16 protein-coding genes and 1 pseudogene are annotated in these 17,783 nt (G+C 52.8%); 13 read left to right on the top strand and 4 right to left on the bottom strand.

What is annotated here, in order from left to right; all coding sequences use genetic code 11:
• The first annotated feature begins 159 nt into the window (after nt 1–159).
• A complete protein-coding gene (locus ABA45_RS17990; RefSeq protein WP_048388466.1) occupies nt 160–1,377 on the top strand; it encodes a hypothetical protein in 1,218 nt (405 codons plus the stop codon).
• A 90-nt stretch (nt 1,378–1,467) separates the two neighbouring features.
• On the opposite strand, the gene ABA45_RS17985 is transcribed toward ABA45_RS17990, so the two are convergent.
• The gene (locus tag ABA45_RS17985) at nt 1,468–2,097 is read right to left on the bottom strand and encodes a LysE family translocator (RefSeq protein ID WP_048388463.1); all 630 of its coding nucleotides are present in this window, start codon (nt 2,095–2,097) and stop codon (nt 1,468–1,470) included.
• A gap of 384 nt (nt 2,098–2,481) precedes the next feature.
• On the opposite strand from ABA45_RS17985, the pseudogene ABA45_RS17980 reads away from it, so the two are divergent.
• Nucleotides 2,482–3,404 (top strand): annotated as a pseudogene (locus ABA45_RS17980) (aminotransferase-like domain-containing protein); the annotation flags it as partial.
• 141 nt (nt 3,405–3,545) lie between these two features.
• Nucleotides 3,546–5,432: a methyl-accepting chemotaxis protein gene (locus ABA45_RS17975; RefSeq protein WP_048388461.1), complete on the top strand. Its 1,887-nt coding sequence runs from the start codon at nt 3,546–3,548 to the stop codon at nt 5,430–5,432.
• A gap of 185 nt (nt 5,433–5,617) precedes the next feature.
• Here ABA45_RS17975 and ABA45_RS17970 read toward each other — a convergent pair whose 3' ends face one another.
• Nucleotides 5,618–5,968 carry a RidA family protein gene (locus ABA45_RS17970; RefSeq protein WP_048388459.1) on the bottom strand — a complete coding sequence of 117 codons (351 nt, stop codon included), beginning with the start codon at nt 5,966–5,968 and terminating at the stop codon, nt 5,618–5,620.
• A gap of 269 nt (nt 5,969–6,237) precedes the next feature.
• Between ABA45_RS17970 and ABA45_RS17965 the strand changes: the two genes are divergently transcribed.
• The 9 genes from ABA45_RS17965 to ABA45_RS17925 all read left to right on the top strand — a co-directional run bounded on the left by ABA45_RS17965 (nt 6,238) and on the right by ABA45_RS17925 (nt 14,638).
• Nucleotides 6,238–6,579: a hypothetical protein gene (locus ABA45_RS17965; RefSeq protein WP_227506078.1), complete on the top strand. Its 342-nt coding sequence runs from the start codon at nt 6,238–6,240 to the stop codon at nt 6,577–6,579.
• Nucleotides 6,580–6,740: 161 nt separating this feature from the next.
• Nucleotides 6,741–7,028, top strand: coding sequence for a YkgJ family cysteine cluster protein (locus ABA45_RS17960; protein WP_014873095.1), 288 nt, complete (start codon nt 6,741–6,743; stop codon nt 7,026–7,028).
• A 195-nt stretch (nt 7,029–7,223) separates the two neighbouring features.
• Nucleotides 7,224–7,670 (top strand): Lrp/AsnC family transcriptional regulator, encoded by a 447-nt coding sequence (locus tag ABA45_RS17955; protein WP_014873094.1) that lies wholly within the window; start codon nt 7,224–7,226, stop codon nt 7,668–7,670.
• A gap of 375 nt (nt 7,671–8,045) precedes the next feature.
• Nucleotides 8,046–9,140, top strand: a complete 1,095-nt coding sequence (locus ABA45_RS17950; protein WP_048388458.1) for a TRAP transporter substrate-binding protein — start codon at nt 8,046–8,048, stop codon at nt 9,138–9,140.
• A gap of 13 nt (nt 9,141–9,153) precedes the next feature.
• On the top strand, nt 9,154–9,696 hold the full coding sequence (locus ABA45_RS17945; RefSeq protein WP_084708388.1) for a TRAP transporter small permease subunit: 543 nt from the start codon (nt 9,154–9,156) through the stop codon (nt 9,694–9,696).
• A complete protein-coding gene (locus ABA45_RS17940) occupies nt 9,693–11,018 on the top strand; it encodes a TRAP transporter large permease (protein ID WP_048388457.1) in 1,326 nt (441 codons plus the stop codon). Before ABA45_RS17945 ends, ABA45_RS17940 begins: the two co-directional genes overlap by 4 nt.
• Nucleotides 11,019–11,038: 20 nt before the next feature.
• Nucleotides 11,039–11,875, top strand: coding sequence for a sulfite exporter TauE/SafE family protein (locus ABA45_RS17935; RefSeq protein WP_048388456.1), 837 nt, complete (start codon nt 11,039–11,041; stop codon nt 11,873–11,875).
• A 60-nt stretch (nt 11,876–11,935) separates the two neighbouring features.
• Nucleotides 11,936–13,522, top strand: coding sequence for a gamma-glutamyltransferase family protein (locus ABA45_RS17930; RefSeq protein WP_048388455.1), 1,587 nt, complete (start codon nt 11,936–11,938; stop codon nt 13,520–13,522).
• A gap of 117 nt (nt 13,523–13,639) precedes the next feature.
• Nucleotides 13,640–14,638 (top strand): LLM class flavin-dependent oxidoreductase, encoded by a 999-nt coding sequence (locus ABA45_RS17925; RefSeq protein ID WP_048388453.1) that lies wholly within the window; start codon nt 13,640–13,642, stop codon nt 14,636–14,638.
• Nucleotides 14,639–14,675: 37 nt separating this feature from the next.
• Here ABA45_RS17925 and ABA45_RS17920 read toward each other — a convergent pair whose 3' ends face one another.
• On the bottom strand, nt 14,676–14,918 hold the full coding sequence (locus ABA45_RS17920) for an RNA recognition motif domain-containing protein (protein ID WP_048388451.1): 243 nt from the start codon (nt 14,916–14,918) through the stop codon (nt 14,676–14,678).
• 151 nt (nt 14,919–15,069) lie between these two features.
• Complete coding sequence (locus tag ABA45_RS17915; protein WP_048388449.1) at nt 15,070–15,861, bottom strand: GntR family transcriptional regulator; 792 nt, start codon at nt 15,859–15,861, stop codon at nt 15,070–15,072.
• Between the two features lie 206 nt (nt 15,862–16,067).
• Between ABA45_RS17915 and ABA45_RS17910 the strand changes: the two genes are divergently transcribed.
• A complete protein-coding gene (locus ABA45_RS17910; protein ID WP_048388448.1) occupies nt 16,068–17,762 on the top strand; it encodes an L-lactate permease in 1,695 nt (564 codons plus the stop codon).
• Nucleotides 17,763–17,783 lie beyond the last annotated feature (21 nt).

Below are 17,783 nucleotides of genomic sequence, written 5' to 3'. Positions count from 1 at the left end.
CTATTGCAAAAAAGTATTCAAGAGTGTGCCGCAATTGCGGGTCTTTGAAATCATCAAACTTTCCCTTTAAAAAACGTCGATAATCTGTGTATACAGTGACATTTTTATGAATCATGATGTTTTATAGTTTGGGTGTAGACCAAATACGAAGGGAATATCATGAGAAATGGCGTTCAAGGCTTACTCGTTGTTATTTTTTGCCTTATGGTTTTAGGGTGTAATGAAGCGCCATCAGCGCCAAACGCCTCATTAAATTTGCAGATAAATACCCATAAAGTCGCCGCCATAAGAATACCCGCAGATACCGAATCCCTGATCTTCCCAATCTTTGTGCCAGTAAATACAGACGAAAGCGGTATGACGTTTTCTGTTAAGTCGACACACTCGGATTTTCACATTGAGCTATTCGATCCTGATAATAAACGGGTAGCGTCAAGCTCTTCTGGAAAAGGCTATTTTATTCCTTCTAGAACGTTCCCCCCTGAAGCACGTGTAAACCAATGGGGGTTTCCAAGAATAGTGGATCCAAAGCCTGGTGAGTGGACGGTTAAATTTTTAAAGACCGATAGAGATAGCAAAAAAAACGTTGATCTCCAACTTAGCATCGGTCTGATACCGAAGTACTCAGCGTGGATAAACGCTTACGAAACCCGAATACAGGTTGGGCAGCCTACGATAATACAAATGTCGCTATCAACACATGGCGTAGAGAATAGCATAGAAGGTCACACCATCGAGGTTTTCAATAAAACTAACGAAAAAATTGATAGTTTGACCGTGTCAAATAATATGGTTCGCCCGGACGGTGTAAGAATTAATGTTACAGACCAAAGCTACTTGGCGCAGTACATACCAAAAAAATCTGGAATTCATACCTTCAAGGCAGAGTTCACCGGTGAAATAAACGGAAAGCCTTCTACAAAAAAAATAGAGCACGTTATTTCAGTTGTTGATTCGAAATTAAGTATCACCGGGTTTTCAATGACACCTGTTGATAGCTCGATGGGAATGACGAACGTGGATATAAGCGTTTCCGTTTTAGCGCAAACGGCGACGTTTCTGGTTGTCAGAGTAACGTATTCGCGCAACGGAGAAACAATAGATACATCGCGAAATAAGGAGATGCGTGCAGGAGAACGCGCGAATTTTTCATTTCCAATTACGGATATAACCCAGCAAGAATTCGACGCTCGAAGCATCCTGATTGAGCGCATTGAACTGGTTGATTTTGACGTCGAAAGCTCAGCAAAAATTATGTTAAGCATGCCGATTAATAAGACGGTAACCAGAAATGCAGAAGATATAAAGCCCGAAGGCAAAGGTGAGTTTGATACGCTTGGCTCTACTGCCCCCGATAACCGGGATGAGCTGCACTAACTGTTTTCACTACAGTCAGGCAATTGCCAAGTTAGTGCCCGGATGTGCATGATAGTTTCTCGTTTTATGGATGAAACTTTTACCGGTGCCTCAGAATAGTGAGCTGAGAAAACCGATGGCTACCATCGAATAAAAGACCGCGCAAATCAGCCCGAACGATTTACGGGTACGGGTGAAAAACCGTTCCGCCGAATGCGCGGAGAAGGCCAGTGCATAAGTGCAGAAAATCACGCCTCCCAAAACCGCACAGCTCGCCACCAGGACAAAACTGGCCCAGATCGGCGCGCTGGCACTTAGTCCGACAGTGGTCACGGTGAACCAAGTCAAGGTCGCCTTGGGGTTGGTCAAGTGAATGCCCAGCCCTTGCAAATAGAAGCCTAGGTTGCGCGTCTGTTTATCCTGCGAGCACTCCATGATCACGGCGTTGTGCGCTAGCGCACCGCGGATCGACTTCCAGGCCAGGAAGAACAGATAGCAGGCGCCCAATATCTTCAACCACACCAGCACCTGCGTGTTGGACATCAACAGCGCCGAGACGCCGGCAGCCGTCATTGCACCCCAGCATAACGATCCGGAAATGACCCCGGCGGCCAACGCCAGGCCCGGTGTGCGCCCGTAATTGAGCGAGGTATTCGCAATCGCCAGGTTGCCTGGCCCCGGGCTTGCGGTGCCGATCACGTAAACTCCCAGTGCGGCAGCGAAACTTGAAAACTCAAACATAGAACCCTCTCATACCCATCGCGTCAGCGCGCACAGTGAACACTGCAAGCTATTGCTGGCTTAAAGTGGCTTGCCGAAAAACCTACCTGAAGCAACGATGATCTGGCTCCTTGGCGCGGGTTTTCCCCATTCAGGGCGTGAGCTCAGATTGTTTGTACAGTCGCTCGCCCCGTGTTGTGTGGAAGCGCGCGACATCGATAATCTGCACGCTGTCGACCGAAGGCGCCGAGTGCAAATTGATCGCACTGGTTGTGTCTTAACAACTTTTCTGTGAGTTCAAAACCCCCATTGCGGAAATGACAGTTTTTTTAAAACCGGAATTAACGATATCAATAGCACCAGGCTCATGGTGATATTAAACGCATTTAAATACGACGGCCGAGTCAGGAAACGTCGCAAAGACTGTCCATTGATTCGGGCTGCAGCCTGACCCCGGCCGACATAATCGTCACCAGCGGTTGCCAGGAAGCCCTGTCTACCGCCATACGCGCGGTTTGCGTGCCCGGCGACATCGTTGCCATTGCCTCGCCGAGCTACCACGGCATCACGCAAATTCTCAAGGCCGCCGACCTCAAGGCACTGGAGATTCCCACTGACCCTGTCACTGGCATCAACCTGGAAGCCTTGGAAATGGCCATGGAGCAATGGCCGGTCAAAGTTATCCAATTGACTGCCAACTGTAACAACCCCCTAGGCTACATCATGCCCGACGATCGCAAGCTCAAGCTTGTCCGCCTGGCCCAGCGTTTTGACGTGCCGATCATTGAAGACGATATCTATGGTGATCTATCATATCGCTATCCGCGGCCGCGCTCACTGAAGTCCTTTGATGAGGACAATCGGGTTCTTCTGTGCAGTTCATTCTCCAAGACAGTGGCACCCGGCCTTCGGGTCGGCTGGATCGCCCCGGGACGCTACCTGCCACAGGTGCTGCACATGAAATACATTGGCTCGGGCGCCACGGCGACCTGATGAGCGAATGGGTTAACCGCTATTTCCCGGCGGGCACCCGAATCAGCCAACCCCAAGGGGGGTTTACGCTGTGGATCGAGCTGTCGGAAGAGTTCGACAGCTATGCCCTCAATCGCCTGTTGGAAGCCCAGAACGTACAAGTCGCATGCGGCAATATTTTCTCGGCAGCGGGAAAATACCGTAACTGCATTCGGATGAATTTCGCCAACCTGCCCACTCGCAAAGTGGAGATGGCGGTGCTGAAGGTCGGTCAGACCATCGGCCAACTCATGGAACAGAAGCCGAGTGACGTCCGCGTCGGGACAGCAGGAACAACAGTAGCGGCGAAAATCTGACCTGTAGTAAGCGACTTTCGTGTTACTGTCGTTCGCCTTTAATCAGTCGTAAAATTCATTAAAGACATCGCAGTACCTGCCGATAAGCCTACCTATACGAATATTCTTTATAACCCGCCTGCAAAAAGACGAGGACATACTGTGCAACTAACTTTCGGGCAAAAGCTCTTGGTCACATTTGGCATAATATTAGTGCTTTTGATGGGCACTATTACCATTGTTGGCGACATGCGGCTGAAAAGCACAACGAGCACCTACGTTGACGCACTGATCAAAGACGCTGTGGCGCAGAACACATCCAGTATCGCTGAATGGCTTAATACCCGGTTGGTGATGACAGAGGCTGTGGCGGAAAGTCTGGGAAACGCACAGAGTGATGAACAGAGGCGTAATATTTTACAAACCGTTTCTACCGGCGGTGGCTTCATTAATGTGTATCTCGGTAATAAAGAGGGTCGCATGCTGATGGAGTCAACGGCTGCGGAAGCAACGCTCCCAGCTGGCTTCGACCCCCGCGGTCGTCCGTGGTACAAAAAAGGTATGACGGAAGGCAAGGCTTCGTTTACCGAGCCATATCGCGACGCGTCGAGCGGCGAAATGATCATTACCGCTTTGGCGCCTGTTAGCGGTGGAAGTAACGTTGGTGTGGCCGGTGCGGATATAAGCTTGAACGCTATCAAAAAAATGCTTGGCACCATAACGCTTGCTGACACTGGCTACGCAGGCCTGGTTAATGATGAAGGTGTTGTCCTGTTCCATCCCGAAAGCAAATTGATCGGAGAAAACATTAAAGATTTGATTGGCGTGCCGCCCAAGTATGACGGGCTTCGTCAATTCTACGAATCAGGCGATGTGGCGTGGCGAGTCGCTTTTCACCCGATTAAGGATGCGCGAGGCGTTGACTGGTATCTGGGCACTTTTGTGAACGTCGACAAAATCAACGCTCCCATGCTAAGTGCCCGTACGACCGGGATAATCCTCGCGCTCGTCGGCATACTGGTATCGCTGTTCATTTTAAACGTGTGTATCAAAATACTGATGGCCCCAGTGCGGCGTTTGAACTCTGCAATGGCAGACATCAGCTCTGGTGAGGCCGATCTAACCCAACGCCTGGATGCCAGTGCCAAGGATGAATTCGGAGAACTCGCGGGCAGCTTCAATAGCTTTATCGAAAATATTCAAGTGGTCGTGCACGATGTTCTAAGTGGTAGCGATGACCTCGCAACGAATGTGGTCGCATTGAAAAAAACAGCCAGCTCAAGCCGGATGAGCGTTGAAGGCCAGCAAGCCGAAGTGGATATGGTGGCAGCTGCAATTAACGAAATGTCCGCAGCCGCAGGTGAAATCGCCCAGAATGCTCAGCAAACAGCCGATGCGGCCAATACGGCTGACAAGGAAAGCCGGGCTTCATTGGAAACCGTCGGCCAATCCAGGGATGCGGTGCGAAAACTGTCGCAAGAAGTGAATGCTGCAGCCGAAGTCATCAACAATTTGGGCAAAGATGTAACTTCGATTACCTCGGTGCTTGAAGTAATTCAGGGAATTGCGGAACAAACCAATTTGCTGGCTCTGAACGCCGCAATAGAGGCGGCTCGTGCGGGCGACGCCGGCCGCGGGTTTGCCGTGGTAGCGGACGAAGTGAGAAACCTGGCCCAAAGAACCCAAACCAGTACCAAAGAAATAAACAGCATGATTGAGCGCCTGCAGAAAGGGGCCAGTGATGCCGTCGCTGGGATGAACGCGTCCAAGGCTGTTTCCAATGTCAGCATGGAGAAAGCTCAGGACGCTATGGATGCATTGAACCGGGTAGCCGATGCAATAACGGCCATTAGCCAGATGACAATGCAAATTGCGACGGCTTCTGAAGAACAAACCTCAGTAACCGAAGAGCTCAACGCATCCATCACGCGTATCGCAGACCAAGGCCAAGAGGCTTCCGCTGCCGCGAGTGAGAACGATGTTTATAGTGGTCATATTGAAACCATTGGCCAAACTTTAAGCAAGAATGTTTCCCGCTTCAGGGTTTAAGAGTTAAGCCGTAGACGTTTCATAGCCTCTTCATCGAGGCTGTGCTGATGGTGGTGTATCTGCTGGTGTCCTGATGGCGCAGAAAAGTGACCAGAGGCCGAGCCTTAACGGCTATCTTGGTCGAGATTCAGGTTGTTTCTGTTCAAGTTCCAGAGCCGCAGCATGATGCTGCGGCTTCTATCAAATCAGCCTCTTGCTGCGGCCGTAACGATCAATTCAACCTTTAATTCAGGCCTTGCCAGTCGTGCCTCACCACAAGCTCGGGCAGGGGCATGGCCAGCCGGTACCCACGCGTCCCACACCGAATTCATAGCCTTAAAGTCAGCCATATCAGAAAGCCAGATGATCACCTGCAATAAATCTTCACGGCTAGAACCAACGCTCGTTAATAGTGCATCAACGCGGGCAAGTGCTTCACGGGTTTGGTCAGCTACGTCATCAGAGGCGTTGCCTACTTGGCCAGCTAGATACACGGTCTGATTGTGAATAACAACGCGGCTCATCCGAGTGCCTGTTTCAAATCTTTGAATTTCCATAAATTCCTCTTGGTAAAAATCTAATTTAAGATGATAACAGCAATGCTGTTATGGCACCCAAGCGTACTTTTAAGGCTTTTGTGGTGGCGTAGTCATCCGTTTTTGACTGTGCCAAACGGTACTTTCTGATGCAGACTAAAAGTTGGCGTATTATCGTGCTAATTTTGAGGGTCTATTTTATGCGCTTACCGACGAACTAGGCTTCTGCAAAGCCCTCGAAGCTGTGTTCTCGTGCACAAAATTGTTTTAAGAAAATGGATTCAATCACCATGACTAATCAGATTAGAGTAGCCATTGCCGGTTATGGCAGTTTGGGCCGGGGCGTGGAAACGTGTTTGGCACAAAATTCAGACATGGAGCTGATTTGTGTGTTTAGTCGCCGTGATTCTGCCAGCGTGACACTTTTAGATCAAAAGGTGCCGGTATACGCTATGGCGGATGTCGAGCAGTATCAGGATGAAGTGGATGTAATGATTCTGTGTGGTGGTTCTAAAACCGATCTACCGGAACAGGGGCCACACCTGACGCAGTTTTTTAACACGGTGGACAGTTTTGACACCCATGAAAAAGTGAATGAATACTTTGCAGCACTCAATGGTGCAGCACAGTAGCCTACACTCGAACTATTTATAGGCTGGCGCGCTCAGGTGAAATTGGAGCGAAAACCGTGTTTGATGTCGCACTGGGTTTGCTGTCACCTAAAAGTTCGTCGCAGCTGCGCAAAGAGCTGCTCTGATTACAACGCCCGCGGAGAATACAATGGCGCATTCCAATGAGGATTGAAGCAGAGAACCTGCCAGACAGCACCATCAGCTGCTCAAGCTGCCAGGCCAGCTGCTGTCGCCTCGAAGTCATGCTGATTACAGAGACCGGCGTGCCAGAGCGCTTCATTGCAACCGACCAGTGGGGTAGCCGCACCATGGCCCGACTGGACGACGGCTGGTGCGCCGCGCTGGACCGCAACACCATGTCTTGCTCAATTTATCAGAAGCGCCCGTTCATCTGCCGTGAATTCGAAATGGGCGGTTACGAGTGCATAGTCGAGCGCGCCGTTCCTTAGTGTTCCTTAACAAAAGCTCGTCTTGTTATTTAACGGGCTAGATAACCGAGCAATCGACCCAATGATCCGGCTCGCCGTTTTTCGCCAAACGAAGGGTTTAGGGTCATTTCAGGCACTTGACTTCAAGCGGCTGATAGTTACTTCTCGTTGAACGTGTATCTACGATGACACCGACCCCGAAGTAGGACAGGTCTTATGAACAAGCTCGACACGGCACTTTTGAACCTTCTGATCAAAGACGGACGCACGTCCTTTGCGGACATTGCGCGCCAACTGAATGTCTCCCGTACCCATGCCCGAGCCCGTGTTCAGGCGATGGTCGAGAGCGGCGTGATTGAGCAGTTCACTGCGGTGATCAATCCGGAAAAGCTGGGTAAAGTAATCTCTACCTTCATTGATCTGAAGGTAGCGCCCATTGCAATTGAAGCCGTCGCGGACGACTTGGCATCCAAGCCGGAAGTGGTCAGCCTTTATATCATGACCGATCTCAAAAGCCTGCACATCCACACCCTCACGGACAGTTACGAAACCTTCAATTCGTTTGTTAATGAGAACTTGTTTGCCCGCCCGGAAATTCTCGCCATTGAATCAAGTGCGCTGCTCAAACGGGTGAAACATCGCCGGGGCGGTGCTCGACTCTAAACGCTACTGTCATCGTCGGACTCCGCTCCAGGTTCGGGCATTTGGACGGATCTGGTGCAGATATGACAAATGGATGTGATGGTGGCATTTTACTTCCGTTTGTTGGTCTTGCCCTTCGAATTGAAAGCTGAATGTTCAGTTTTTTGCTTCTCACCCATCAAGTTGATGCCGAGTTTGACCTTGCTATATTTAATTTGTGCGCTCTAACGATACATAATTCTTCCACAGAAACTCTTCTGTAGATAGAAAATAAGCTAATAAAAAGAGCGAGTTATTTGCTTTTTAAGATGTGGCATAAGGCCTGCATAAACCTGTGAAGACGGTGATCGAGAATAGCGCTGTCCGTTCTCAAACGATTCCACAGGTGCTTTCAATATGACTATCAACCGACGCAAATTCCTGGGCGCTGCCCTTGCCTCCACTACCGCAGGTATTGCTTTTGGCACGCCCGGCATTGTGAGCGCGGCCGCCTCTAAGGAAACTTTCAACCTGAAGATGACGAACGCCTACCCGCCAGGCTCACCTTTCTATGTTCAGGGGCCGGGTAGCCCGACGGATTTTTGTCAGAAAGTGGGTGAGATGTCCGGCGGTCGTTTGAATATTTCCCATTTCGCCGCAGGCGAACTGATTCCCGCACTGGAAGGGTTTAACGCGGTTGCCCAAGGCACCGTCGAGATGAACGCGGCGAATGCCTATTTCTGGGCTGGAAAAATTCCGGCCGCGCAATTTTTTACCACGGTGCCATTCGGGTTGAACACCCAGGGCATGATGTCTTGGCTCTACCATGGCGGCGGTCTCAAATTATGGCATGAGCTTTATGAGCCGTATGGCCTGATCGCATTTCCAATGGGTAATACAGGTGTGCAGATGACTGGCTGGTTCCGTGATCCGATTGAAACGGTCAGCGACCTGAACGGCCTCAAAATGCGTATTCCGGGCCTCGCCGGCAAAGTCTACAGCGAGCTTGGTGTGTCTGTTCGCCTGTTGCCTGGTGGCGAGATTTTCCCCGCCCTGGAACGCGGTGTCATTGATGCCGCAGAGTTTGTTGGCCCCTATCAAGACCGTCGCTTGGGTCTACATAAAGCAGCTAAAAACTATTACACCACCGGCTGGCATGAACCCACCAACGTCACCGAGCTTCTGATCAATAAGAAGGTTTGGGACAGTTTGCCCAAAGATTTGCAGATGATTATTCAAATGGCTGCTCAGGCTTCGGTGCTGGAAAGCCTAGCCTGGTCTGAGGCTAATAATGCTGATGCTCTGAGAGATCTGGTTGAAAACGAGGGTGTTATTGCCAAGCCACTGCCTGCGCCCATTGTCAGCCGTCTCAAGGAAGTGACCAGCGACACGCTCTCAACCATGGCGAACTCTGACGAGCAGATAAAAAAGGTCTACGACTCCTTCATGGCGTTCAAAGACAAACACAGTTCCTGGGCCTCCCTGAGCGAGAAACCCCTGCTAAATCTGTAACCGGAGCTTCGCCTTGCGAACGATCGTTAATGGTCTTGAGTGGCTGGTAGAGCAAATGGGTGGGCTGGCACGCTTCTGCGTGCTTGCCCTCGTTCTGATGGTGGCGACCAATGTGATTTTGCGGTACCTGTTCTCCATCGGGCCGGTATCGTTGCAGGAGCTGGAGTGGCATCTGGTATCGCCAATCGCGCTGCTGGGTTTGTCCTATTCCATGAAACACCGAGCGGATGTGCGAATAGACTTTCTCTACGAGCGCTTCTCTGTGCGCCTTCGTGCCTTGGTGGACTTGCTGTCGTCGCTGTTGACCGTTGCGATAGGGGGCATCATTGCCTGGCTGTCTATATTCTACGTTATTCAGTCCTACAACTTGAACGAGGGCTCCCCGGACCCGGGTGGTCTGGCTTTTCGTTATCTTCTTAAAGCATTTATACCTTTAGGTTTTGGATTGCTGCTGTTGCAGGGTGTGGCGGATTGCTTCCGTGCCCTTATCCAGCTCCGTAATCCTGACAATGCCATGCCGGTTGCAGCGCAGTTAACGGCCGAGGAGCCAGTATGAGTGGTAACGAATGGCTCGTGATTGGCATGATTGCAGGCTTTCTGGGGCTGATGATTCTTGGAGTACCAGTGGCCATTTCGTTAGCGGTATCCGGCTTCGTAGCGGGTTATCTCGGCTTCGGTACCAATTTGTTTTACCTGATGCCTGCGCGTCTTTTTGGTGTGGTAACCAATTACACACTACTGGCGATTCCTCTGTTTGTGTTCATGGGGGTCATGCTGGAGAAATCGAAAGTTGCCGAGAACATGCTGGAAACGATCGGCAAGGCGATGGGTGGTCTGAATGGCGGCATGGGTCTGGCAATTATTCTGGTTGGGGTATTGATGGGGGCATCCACAGGCATCGTTGGTGCCACCGTGGTGACCGTTGGTTTGTTGACGCTGCCGGCATTGATGCGACGGGGTTATTCGCCGAGCGTGTCCTGTGGGACCATCTGTGCGTCGGGTACGTTGGGTCAGATTATCCCCCCCAGTCTGGTACTGATTTTGCTGTCGGATATTGTCGGGGAATCGGTGGGGACACTGTTTGCGGCGGCGTTCATACCAGGGCTGATCCTCGCCAGTATTTACATAGTGTATTTGCTGCTGCTCGGGGTGTTCAAGAAGGAGCTGGTTCCGGCAATCCCAGCAGAGGAAAGGGCTTTGATCAGCCGCAAGAAGCTCATCAAAGATCTCTTTGCCCATGTCATGCCGCCGTTACTGTTGGTGTTTGCGGTGCTGGGGTCAATCATTGGAGGCGTTGCCGCGCCGACTGAAGCAGCCTCTATGGGAGCGTTGGGTGCACTGCTGATTGCAGTAGTCGCTAAGGGTTTCAACCCCGCAATGCTTAAGGAGACCCTCCATGGCACGTTGGTTATTTCGGCCATGGTGTTCTTCATCCTGCTCTGTGCCCAGCCATTTTCTCTGGCGTTTCGGGGGCTGGGTGGGGATCAAATGGTGCATGCCATGTTCGATCTACTGCCGGGCGGCGAGTTCGGAGCGATTCTGTTTTTGATGGTGGTGCTGTTTGTGCTCGGTTTTTTCCTGGAATGGATCGAAATCTCTTACATTGCCTTGCCGATGTTCTTACCGGTGTTTATGAATTACGGCACAGACATGGTGTGGCTGGCGATCATGGTGGCCATGAATCTGCAGATGTCATTTCTCACACCTCCCTTCGGTTGGGCGTTATTCTTTCTCAAGGGCGTTGCGCCAAAAGGCATCACCACCCGTGACATTTATGTCGGTGTCTTGCCGTTCGTTGCACTACAATTGCTGGCTTTGGTGGTGCTTTTTCAGTTCCCGGCTCTGGTAACCTGGCTACCAGAAGCGATTGGCTGGTAATTCTCAAACTGGAATTTAGTATGGATTTTTTTGCTGATTATTCCATTGGCTGGCTGGCGGGTCTGGCGCTGTCGCTGATGGTCACTGGCATTATAGCTGGCCTGATGGCCGGGCTACTGGGTGTGGGTGGTGGCATTGTGATCGTGCCGGTGCTTTATCACCTGTTCACATTTCTGGGCATTGATGAAGCTGTCCGCATGCATGTGGCGGTAGGCACGTCATTGGCGACGATTATCCCGACCTCCATTATGTCCTCTCGCGCCCATTTAAAACGTGGAAGCCTGGATGCAGATGTTCTCCGGAAGCTTATACCGGGTGTCATCGTGGGTGTGCTTATTGGCGCTGTCGTCTCTGGTTTTGTGGATGGCCACGTATTAACGGCCGTGTTCGCCACTATCGCATTGTTGGTGGCCTTGAACATGGCTTTCAAAAAAGACAGTTTCAGTGTTCGTGACGGTCTGCCAGGACCGGCCGGTTCCGGTGTATTGGGGATGTTTATCGGCGGCATTTCGACCCTGATGGGAATAGGTGGTGGCACTCTTAGCGTGCCGGTTCTAAGCGCCATGCGAATACCCATGATCACGGCGGTCGGGACGGGTGCTGCGCTGGGGTTTGTGATCAGCGTGCCGGGCGCCATCGGCTTTCTGATCAACGGCATTGGCGTTGAGTCGCGGCCACCGTTCACGCTGGGGTATATCAACCTTGTCGGCCTGGCGCTGATTGTGCCGGCCACGATGCTTATGGCGCCTGTGGGCGCGCGGTTAGCACACTCGATCAACGCCACTGCACTCAAGCAGCTGTTTGCGCTGTTTCTGTTTATCACGTCGTTGCGGATGTTCTACGGATTGGTAATCTGATGAGCCGCCAATACCCTCAATACAAGACTGACGTTGTGGCGCATTCCGGAGAAAATCATCATGCTTAAAACCGTCTATTCAGCGAACGGTATGTTTGTAGCACCCCACCACCAGGCGGCGCATGCAGGCCGTGATGTGCTTCGCGAGGGTGGCAATGCGGTAGAGGCGATGGTGGCCGCGGCGGCGTCTATTGCAACGGTCTACCCTCATATGAACTCTATCGGCGGTGATGGCTTCTGGCTGATCCACGAGCCCGGTAAGGCGCCGGTGGCTATTGACGCCTGCGGTCGTGCAGCGGGCGCAGCAACCCGCGGGTTTTACCAAGGCTACGAGGCAATACCTTCCCGTGGCCCGCTTGCCGCACTGACCAGCGCTGGCACGGTCGCCGGCTGGCAGGAGGCACTGGCCATTGCCGGTGGTTGGGGTAAACCAATGCCGCTGACACGGTTGTTAGCACCGGCCATCGACCAGGCAACCCGAGGCATTGTTGTCACCGAAAGCCAGGCTGCACTGACAGCTGCAAAAAGTCATCAGATGAGCGACGCGCCTGGGTTCTTTGAAACCTTTATGCCCGGTGGCAAGGTGCCACAGCCGGGGTCACTGATGAAACAGGGGGCTCTGGCGAACACTCTTGAGCAACTGGCCCGGGCCGGACTGGACGATTTTTACAGAGGTGAACTTGGTAAAGCCATGGGTGATGAGCTGTCGCGCCTGGGCAGCCCGTTAACCACCGCAGACCTGGCATCTTGTCGGGCCATGCTGGTGTCGCCGCTGCAGGTAAAGGTGCGGGGTGCCCGAATTTTCAACCTGCCACCACCGACTCAAGGGCTGGCATCATTAATGATTCTGGGTATCTTCGATCGTTTGGGCGTAAAAGAAGCGGAAGGTTTTGACTATATTCACGGCCTGGTTGAAGCCACCAAACAGGCGTTCCGCGTGCGCGACCGTTTGGTAACAGACCCGGACAGATTGCCGGGAGTGCCGTCAGATTATCTGTCCCCGGAGAAACTGGCAGCCATGGCTGCAGACATTGATCCCGCCAAGGCGATGCCATGGCCCGATCCTGCCAGCCCGGGCGACACCATCTGGATGGGGTGTATCGATAACGCGGGCCGTGCTGTCAGCTTTATACAAAGTATCTATTGGGAGTTTGGCTCTGGCGTGGTGCTGAAAGACACCGGCATAAACTGGCAGAACAGGGGCATCAGTTTCTCCCTGAAACCCGGCGCGTTGCAGGCGTTGGAGCCCGGCCGTAAACCTTTCCATACCCTGAACCCGGCCCTTGCGCATTTTGATGATGGACGGGTGATGAGTTACGGCACCATGGGCGGTGAGGGCCAGCCTCAGACCCAGGCCATGGTGTTCAGCCGCTATGCTCTGTTCAATCAGGGTTTGCAGCAAGCCGTGACCGCTCCGCGATGGTTGCTTGGCCGCACCTGGGGCGACACCAGCACCACACTGAAACTGGAAAGCAGGATCGCACCGGGGCTGGTAGACGAACTTAAAGCAGCAGGGCATGTCGTTGAGCCACTAAATGAAGCCTTCAGCGATACCATGGGCCATGCCGGCGCATTAGTGTTGAGGCCGGACGGCGTGATAGAAGGCGCAGCCGATCCCCGAAGTGATGGTTGCGTCGCCGGGTTGTGAGTGCCCCGTAGGCAATCCCCAACGTCTGCGTCGGTATCAATGTGTTATCGTGATGAAAAGCTACTAGTACGCGAGCTATTCAAATCGTGACAGCATGAAGTGAAGGGGGGATTGGCAATGAACATAAACGACGTGGCGTTTTCAGTATTGGATTTAGCCTCCACAAAAGACAACGATGAAGGCGCCGCGCCGGCTTTGCAGCGCTCACTGACGCTGGCTAAACATGTGGAACAGTTAGGCTTTAACCGTTACTGGGTGGCCGAACACCACAATATGGACGCCATTGTCAGCTCCGCCACCGCGGTTGTGGTTGGTTATCTGGCGGCGGGTACGCAGAAAATTCGCGTGGGGGCTGGGGGCGTTATGCTGCCAAACCACGCGCCCATCGTGATCGCCGAACAGTTCGGCACTCTGGAAGCGCTTTACCCGGGCCGTATTGACCTGGGCTTAGGCCGTGCGCCAGGCACGGACCCACTTACATCCCGCGCTTTGCGCAAACACCTGAGCGGAAGTGTGGATGATTTTCCTGCGGACGTGGAAGAACTGCAGGCATTTCTAGGGCCGCGGCAGCCAGGCCAAAAAGTTGTCGCTATGCCGGGTGTGAACAGCAATGTGCCAATCTGGTTGTTAGGATCCAGCTTGTTCAGCGCACAACTGGCGGCAAAAAAGGGTTTGCCTTACGCCTTTGCGTCGCACTTTGCGCCGCGCATGATGATGCAGGCTATAGAACTATACCGCAGCCAGTTTCAGCCGTCGGAATTTCTGGACAAGCCCTATGTGATGCTGGGTGTGCCTTTGGTTGCAGCAGACACCGATGAGCAAGCCGAGTTGTTGGCCACCACCACCTATCAACGCATATTGTCGTTAATCCGTGGTCAGAGCCTGAAGATGCGCCCACCAGTGGCGAGTATGGATGGCCTGTGGCATTCCCAGGAAGAGCAAACTGTGCGAGATTTCTTGGGCCTGGCGATGATTGGCAGTGGCGACACCGTCAAACAGAAACTGCAAACGCTTTTGCAGCATACCCAGGCGGACGAGCTTCTGTTCACCTGCGATCTTTACAACCAGCAAGATCGCTTGCGTTCGTTTGAGATTCTGGCAGCTCTCAAGAGTTAGCCGGGCTTTAAAACTCGGGCCAGAAAACCTTGGTTTGTTATTTTTCTTGAGCCGTTTTTACCCGTATTTTGTTGCTGCCGACACGCGTTTCGTGCAACTTTGCCCTGGCCAGCTTTGCCTGTTTTGCGTCGGGCATCTCAACGAAACCAAACCCTTTTGATTTGCCGGTTTCTTTGTCCAGAACCAGAGTGCATTCGGTCACGGTGCCGTGTGCCTCAAACAGCTCGCGGATTTCCTGTTCGGTTGTGGTGCGGGCGAGATTACGAACTAATAGTTGCATGGTTGGCCATAATGATAGGGGGTGATAGAAATTGGTGCCCGCGATTGTTTCAGTATGGCTGGATAAGAACAAGCGCAACAGCCAACTTTGCGTTTAGGGCCCGCCTTTTCTCGCTGATCATAACACTGGGTTGCCGAGCCTTGAGCTGCAACTAGTGTTTGTCGAAGTTTTCTAGAAACCGATAACGCTCTGCGCGCGCTGTGCGCACCTCTGCTTCGCGATTGTTCGTCAACACTTCTTGCACGTAGCTGATGTGTTCGCTTGCGTTGCGCCGGGCGTCGTTTGGCCGTGCTTCCATAATGGCCCGAAACAGCTCGCTATGCTGGTTCACCAGGCGCTCACGGGTTTCGCCGCGCAGCTCGTACATGCCGCCAATGTTCGTCACCACGTTGCGTTTGAGCAGGTCAAACAGGCCGCGCATGGTGTGCAGTAACACCATGTTGTGGCTGGCCTCGGCAATAGCCATGTGAAAGCGCGCGTCAGTAACGCCTTCTTTGGAGCGAGCCTCTTGGGTGTGGGTGCTATCGCTGTAACAGGCCTGAAGTTCATCAAAAGCGGCCTGCAAGTGTTTGCGATCTACTTCGGTGGCGCGCAAGGCGGCGTAGTAGGCGCAATCTGCTTCCAGGGTGTGGCGGAATTCCAGCAAATCCTGGTGGGCTTCTGGGTGGCTTTCCAGCAGCGCCAGTAATGGGTCACTAAAACTAGACCCCAGCTTGTCGGTGACGTAATTTCCACCGCCTTGACGGCTGACCAGCAGCCCTTTGGCCACCAGCTTCTGCACCGCTTCTCGCAGTGACGGCCGTGAAACCCCAAACTGTTCGGCCAGAGCGCGCTCTGCGGGCAGCCGTTCGCCGGGCTTCAGGGCGCCTTCCAGAATCATGCTTTCCAGCCGATCCATAATCGTGTCAGATAGCCGGCGTTGGCGAATCTGTGGCAATTCCATCTTTGACACCTTTGGTAAGACCAATTCCTAAACTTAACAAGGTTTTGCCGTCTCCATCAATACCCCCGTACGACTACGTATACTAATGTCTATTAAATTTCGTTTGACACTGGGCCTGATGTTTTTTTAACCTGTCGGCACTAGATTGTAAATTGGTATTACCAATTATAAGAGATCTAGCTAATAACAAGTATAGGAGCTCTTTGATGTCGACGGGTTTATTTGCCTTTTTTGCCTTTGTTCCCATTCTGCTGGCCGGCATTTTGCTGATCGGCCTACGCTGGCCGGCTCGCCAGGCCATGCCGCTGGTGTATCTGGCCAGTGCTGGTATTGCCCTGTTCGCCTGGGACATGTCTCTTAACCGGGTGCTGGCCTCTTCCCTGCAGGGTCTGGTTATTACGCTGGGGCTGCTGTGGATTATTTTTGGCGCGATCTTGCTGCTGAATACCCTCAAACACTCCGGCGCTATCATGGTTATTCGCGCCGGTTTTACCACCATCAGTCCAGACCGCCGGGTTCAGGCCATTATCATTGCCTGGTTGTTCGGTTGCTTCATTGAAGGTGCGTCTGGCTTCGGTACACCGGCAGCCATCGCGGCGCCGTTGTTGGTGGCCATTGGTTTTCCGGCCATGGCGGCGGTATTGATGGGCATGCTGGTACAGAGCACACCGGTGTCATTCGGCGCTGTGGGCACGCCTATTATTGTTGGCGTGAATACCGGGCTTGATACCGCGACCATTGGTGCCCAGCTGGTAGCTAATGGCTCCAGTTGGGACGCTTACCTTCAGCTGATTACCACCCAGGTAGCCTCTATTCACGCGATTGTTGGCACGTTTATGCCGATGATTATGGTGCTCATGCTGGTGCGCTTTTTCGGCAAGGACAAAAGCTGGCGTGCGGTGTTTGAAGTGCTGCCCTTTGCCCTGTTTGCCGGCGTATCGGTCACCATACCTTACGTGCTGACCGGTATTTTCCTGGGGCCTGAATTTCCAGCGCTGATGGGCGGTTTGGTCGGCCTGGCCATCGTCACCACCGCAGCGCGCAAGGGCTTTTTAATACCGAAAACCACCTGGGACTTCGCTGACCGTAAAGATTGGCCACAAGAGTGGTTGGGCAGTATCGAAATGAAATTGGAGGAGCTGACCGACAGGCCTATGAGCAGCTTTCGCGCCTGGAGCCCATATTTGCTGGTGGCGGTGTTGCTGGTCGTCAGCCGGGTGTTCCCGGAGGTAACCGCGCTGTTCAAGTCGGTGTCTGTCAGCTTCGGTAATCTGCTGGGCGAAGCCGATATTGGCGCGGGTATTCAGCCGCTTTACTTGCCGGGTGGTATTCTGGTGATGGTGGTGCTGGCGACATTCTTCCTGCATCGTATGAAGGTTAAAGAGCTGAGCCAAGCGGTGAAAGAGTCTGGCGGTGTGTTGCTCAGCGCGGGCTTTGTGCTGCTGTTCACGGTGCCTATGGTGCGTATTTTGATCAACTCTGGCGTTAACGCTGCGGATCTGCCCAGCATGCCGATTTTGATGGCCCGCTATGTGGCCGACACGGTAGGCGGTATTTACCCACTGGTCGCGCCGAGCATTGGTGCTTTGGGTGCGTTCCTGGCAGGTTCCAACACGGTTTCCAATATGATGTTCAGCCAGTTCCAGTTTGGTGTTGCCACCAACCTTGGTTTGTCGACCGCGTTAATGGTGTCGATTCAAGCGATTGGTGCAGCGGCCGGTAATATGGTGGCCATTCACAACGTGGTGGCGGCGTCGGCGACGGTGGGGCTGCTTGGCCGCGAGGGTGCAACGTTGCGCCGCACGGTATGGCCAACGCTGTATTACGTGCTGATGACAGGCATAATTGCCTTAATTGCGGCCTATGTGTTGGACTTTACAGACCCGTTAATGGCTCTTTAACCAGCTCAGGGCTATTTAGTT

Source organism: Marinobacter psychrophilus (genome assembly GCF_001043175.1).
Classification (GTDB): Bacteria; Pseudomonadota; Gammaproteobacteria; order Pseudomonadales; family Oleiphilaceae; genus Marinobacter; species Marinobacter psychrophilus.
Note: the sequence above shows the minus strand (reverse complement) of the source record. Positions and strands in the feature narration are given on the sequence as shown.